General features: G+C 70.0%; 4 protein-coding genes. 1 reads left to right on the top strand and 3 read right to left on the bottom strand.

Annotation, left to right across the window (positions count from 1 at the left end):
• Positions 1-1862, bottom strand: a 1862-nt coding sequence (locus G3O06_RS46765) for an FUSC family protein (RefSeq protein WP_205820138.1), incomplete at its 3' end; no start/stop codon positions are given.
• Positions 1859-2338 carry a MarR family transcriptional regulator gene (locus G3O06_RS46760; protein WP_205820137.1) on the bottom strand — a complete coding sequence of 160 codons (480 nt, stop codon included), beginning with the start codon at positions 2336-2338 and terminating at the stop codon, positions 1859-1861. The genes G3O06_RS46765 and G3O06_RS46760, both read right to left, overlap by 4 nt.
• Positions 2339-2648: 310 nt before the next feature.
• On the opposite strand from G3O06_RS46760, the gene G3O06_RS46755 reads away from it, so the two are divergent.
• Complete coding sequence (locus G3O06_RS46755) at positions 2649-3509, top strand: MaoC family dehydratase N-terminal domain-containing protein (protein WP_205820136.1); 861 nt, start codon at positions 2649-2651, stop codon at positions 3507-3509.
• 130 nt (positions 3510-3639) lie between these two features.
• Here the strand turns inward: G3O06_RS46755 and G3O06_RS46750 are convergent.
• A partial coding sequence (locus G3O06_RS46750; RefSeq protein ID WP_205820135.1) for a LysR family substrate-binding domain-containing protein occupies positions 3640-4325 on the bottom strand: 686 nt, incomplete at its 5' end.

Genomic DNA, 4325 nt, shown 5'->3' with positions numbered 1-4325 from the left:
TCGGTGACGCCGGCCAGCACGCGGTCGATCGCGTCGGGCACGTCGCCCGACAGCCGGCGGCGCGAGCGGCGCAGGTCGAGCGCGTTGAGCGCGATGCGCAGGTCGCGGAAGCTTTCGATCGACGGGTGGCGGTGATCGTCGGACGCGCCGAGGCGCGGCAGCAGCTGCGTGACGCGGTCGAGCATCCGCGACGCGTGGTTGCGCTGGTCGTCGAGCGGCTGCGTCGACGCGGAGCGCGCGACATCTTCCCAGCCCGAGCGCAGCAGGCGCCGCACCGCGAGTTCCGCGCCGAACGGCCGCGTCGCACGCGTCCATACATAAGCGAACAGCAGCCCGCCGACGCCCGCGAGGTTGCTGTTCAGGAACACGAAGAAATCGGCGTCGTACGCACCCTGGATGCTGATGAAGGTGGCCGTGTTCACGGCGACGAGCATCGTCACCATGTTGAACTGCGGGCGCGGCAGCAGCGTGCCGATCAGGATGAACGGGCCTGCGAACATCACGACGAGCATCGCGAAATCGTGCACGTGCGGCAGCACGACGAACAGGTACAGGCCCGCGAACACGACGCTTGCGGTCGTCGCGAGGAAGAACTTGAACACCAGCGGCGCCGGCTCGTCGAGCGCGGCGAAGAAGCTGCACGACACGGCCACGAGCGTGACGGCCGCGGCGCCGTCGTGCCAGCCGGACGCGATCCACAGCCAGCTCGCGAACACGATCGCGGCGACGACGGTCAGCGTCGAGAACAGCATCATCCCGCGATCGAAGAAACGTTCGGTGCCGCCGAGCCGCCAGTGCCGGTAGCGCGGCTGCCAGACACCCGCTTCGTTGCCGATCAGCGCGCGCAGCGAACGGCAGTCCTGCCAGATGTCGATGACCTGGCGCAGCCGCCACAGCGCGTTCGACAGCAGCGCGCCGTCCCAGCTCGCGAGCGCGTGGTCGGCCGGCTGCAGCGCGGCGATGCGTTCGCGCAGGCGTTCCGCGACCGGGTCGTCGGTCATGTCGCCGTCGGTGCCGGCCCGGACGGCCGGCAGCGGCGCGTCGAACCATTTCGCGGCATCGGCAAGCAGCTCGTCGAGCCCGGCCGGCCGGATGTGCAGGTCGCGCATCAGCGCGATCAACGGATCGGCGAGCGACGACATCAGCGGCAGGAACAGCTGCATGCGGCCCGCGAGCGCTTGCGCGCGCGCGAGGATGCGCGGGTGCGCATGGTCGTAGCTCAGCTGGCTCAGCAGGAATTCGAGGCCCGTGATGGTCGCCGCGAGGCGTTGCCGGCACGCGGACAACGCCTTGCCGGCGATGTGCCCGGACAGCGTCTCGCGGCCGTAGAACGCGGCGTCCTTGAACCACGCGTCGGTGCGCTCGATCAGCGTCGGCGCGAGCCGGTTCGGGAAGATCGCGCTGCCGACCACGCTCGCGCACACGATGCCGAGCACGATCTCCTCGGTACGTGCGATCGCAACGTCGAACACGGTGGACGGATCGGTCACGGTTGGCAGCGCGACCAGCGGCATCGTGTAGCCGGCGAGCATGAACACGTAGCTGCGCGCGGTGCGGTCGGAGATCGCGAGGTAGAGCAGCGTGCCGCACCAGGTGGCGACGATGATCGCGAACAGCAGCGGTGTCTCGACGAACGGCGGCACGAAGAAGATCGCGGCGGCCGCGCCGAGCGCGGTGCCGAGCGCGCGATACAGCGCCTTCGAGCGCGTCGCGCCGACGAACGGGTTCGACACGATGTAGACGCTTGCCATCGCCCAGTACGGGCGCGGCAACTGGAAATACAGGCCGAGGTACAGCGCGAGCATCGACGCGGCGAACGTCTTGCCCGAGAACAGCCAGTCGCGAAGGCTCGGGTAGGTCATGACGTGGCGTTGCCGGGGTGGGATGCGCGCGCGGCGGGCGTGTGCGACTCGGATGCATTGAATGCGTCGAGCACGCGCAGCGTCGCTTCGAGATCGGCGCGCGTGACACCCTTGAGCACCTGCGCACGCAGCGCGCGCAGGTCTTCCTCCATCTTCGCGGTGACCGCGCGGCCGGCGGCCGTCAGAGAGATCGTTTTCGCGCGGCGATCGTGCGGATCCTCGTCGCGGCGCGCGAGGCCGGCCGCGCACAGCTGGTCGAGCAGGCGCACGAGCGACGGCCCTTCGATGCCGACGTATTCGGCGAGCGTGCCTTGCCGCACGCCTTCGCCGAGGCGCCCGGCGATCAGCAGCGGCGTCGCGCAGGCCTCGGACACGTTGTACGCGGTCAGCACGCCGTCACTGGTGCGGCGCCACTTGCGCGCGGACAGCACCAGCAGGCTGCTGACGGCGAGACGGAGGTCGTGCAGATTGGTCATGGGCGAGATGATAGGGGCAAAATAATTCGATAGCAAACTATCGTTTTCGTCACCCGAATGACATGTCGCGCGCGGCGCGGCCGGCCCGTCTGATGCAATTTAGGCGGCGTGCCGGCGGTGGTCAAGCTATAAGGTTGCCGGCCCGGCGGCGGCCGCGGTCGAATGGTCAGACGAAAGTCGTCCGCCAGGACGGCTCGGCAGGTCGGGCAGGTCAGGCAGGTGCGAAGCCGGGGTTCGGGAAATCCGGCTTCGCGAAACGTCGCGCGGCGTGCATATTGAGGCCGTTGCAAGCATCCCGGAGATTCCGCACGTGTCCACCCCATCCTCGCAGCCCCCCGGCCCGGCGTCGCTCGACGCGTGGCTCGGCAAGACCGAAACGCTCGGCGACGACATCACCGCGTTCCCGCTGAACGCGCTGGCCGCCACGCTCGATCACCCGCCGCCCGGCGACGTTGTGCCGCCGATGTGGCACTGGCTCTATTTCCTGCCCGTCGCACCGCTGGCCGAAGTCGGCCCCGATGGCCACCCGAAGCGCGGCGGCTTCCTGCCGCCCGTGCCGCTGCCGCGCCGCATGTGGGCCGGCGGCCGCCTGACGTTCCATGCGCCGCTGCGCACGGGGCGGCGCGCGACGCGCGAATCGACGGTCGCGAACCTCGAGGACAAGACGGGCCGCAGCGGCCGGCTCGTATTCGTGACGGTGCAGCACCGGATCGAGTGCGACGGCGCGCTGTGCGTCGAGGAGGAGCACGACATCGTTTATCGCGACGCGCCGCAGCCGGGCGCACCCGCGCCGAAGCCGATCGCGGCGCCGGCAGGCGAGACGTGGTCGCGCACGGTCACGGCCGACGCCGTGATGCTGTTCCGTTATTCGGCGCTGACCTTCAACGGTCACCGCATCCATTACGACCGCAGCTACGTGACGCAGGAGGAAGGTTATCCGGGGCTCGTCGTGCACGGCCCGTTGATCGCGACGCTGCTGGTCGATCTCGTGCATCGCGAACGGCCCGGTGCGACGCTCGCGAGCTTCGCGTTTCGCGCAGTGCGCCCGACGTTCGACGGGGAGCCGTTCACGCTGTGCGGCAAGCCTTCGGATGACGGCCGGACGATCGAGCTGTGGGCGAAGGATCGCGACGGCTGGCTGACCATGCAGGCGACCGCGACGCTCGCATGACGCGCGCGCTTTCATCCATCGACGACGGACCCTGCAGACGACGCAACACGACCCGTACCGGAAGCGAAGCGGTGCGCGACCGGTGCGGCCTGTTTCCGGGCGACGCCGTGCCGCATGCGGCGCCTGCCGCTCAGGCGCGCGTGTCGGCCGACGGCAACAGCGCGGCGAAGCGGTCCGCGAGTGTCGGGCGAGACCGGGCCGGCCAGATCGCGCTCAGTTCGAAATGCGGCAGTGCGGCACCGTCGCGGATCGGGCTGTAAGTGACGCCGTCGAATGCGAACGCGTGGATCGAGCGCGGCAGCAGCGACACGCCGCATCCGGCGGCGACGCACGCGACCACGGTCAGCGTGCGGTTCACGTCGAGCACGATGTCCACCGCATGCCCGGCCTGGCGGAACGCGCTCAGGATGCCCGCGCGGATCAGCGGCAGCTGATCGTGCGGAAACCACACGAGGCCGGCCGCGGCGAGCTCGGCCAGCGTAACGGTGCCGTCGGGCTGGCGCGGGAAATCCATCGGCAGCACCGCGACGAGCGGATCGCGCCGGATCAGCTTCTCGCGCATCCTGCCGTTGACCGCGACCGGCGTGTGCAGCAGCCCGATATCGATCTCGCCGCGCTCGAGAGCGATCGCCTGCTCGGCATTGCTCATCTCGCTCATCACGAGCTCCACGTCGGGCGCGCTCTCGCGCAACGCACGGATCGCGCGCGGCAGCGTGTCGAACAGCGCGGCGCTGACGAAGCCGATCGTCAGGCGCCCGGCGCGCTGCGCGCCGATCTCGCCCGCCCGGTGCGCGGCCGCGTCGAGCCGCGCGACGA

The sequence above is a fragment of the Burkholderia sp. Ac-20345 genome (assembly GCF_017104825.1).
GTDB lineage: Bacteria > Pseudomonadota > Gammaproteobacteria > Burkholderiales > Burkholderiaceae > Burkholderia > Burkholderia lata_B.
This window is presented reverse-complemented; position numbering and strand designations above follow the sequence as displayed.

Excerpts from the sequence above, each read along its gene's own strand:
- G3O06_RS46760 (WP_205820137.1), bottom strand. The coding sequence starts at position 2,338 with ATGACCAATCTGCACGACCTCCGTCTCGCCGTCAGCAGCCTGCTGGTG.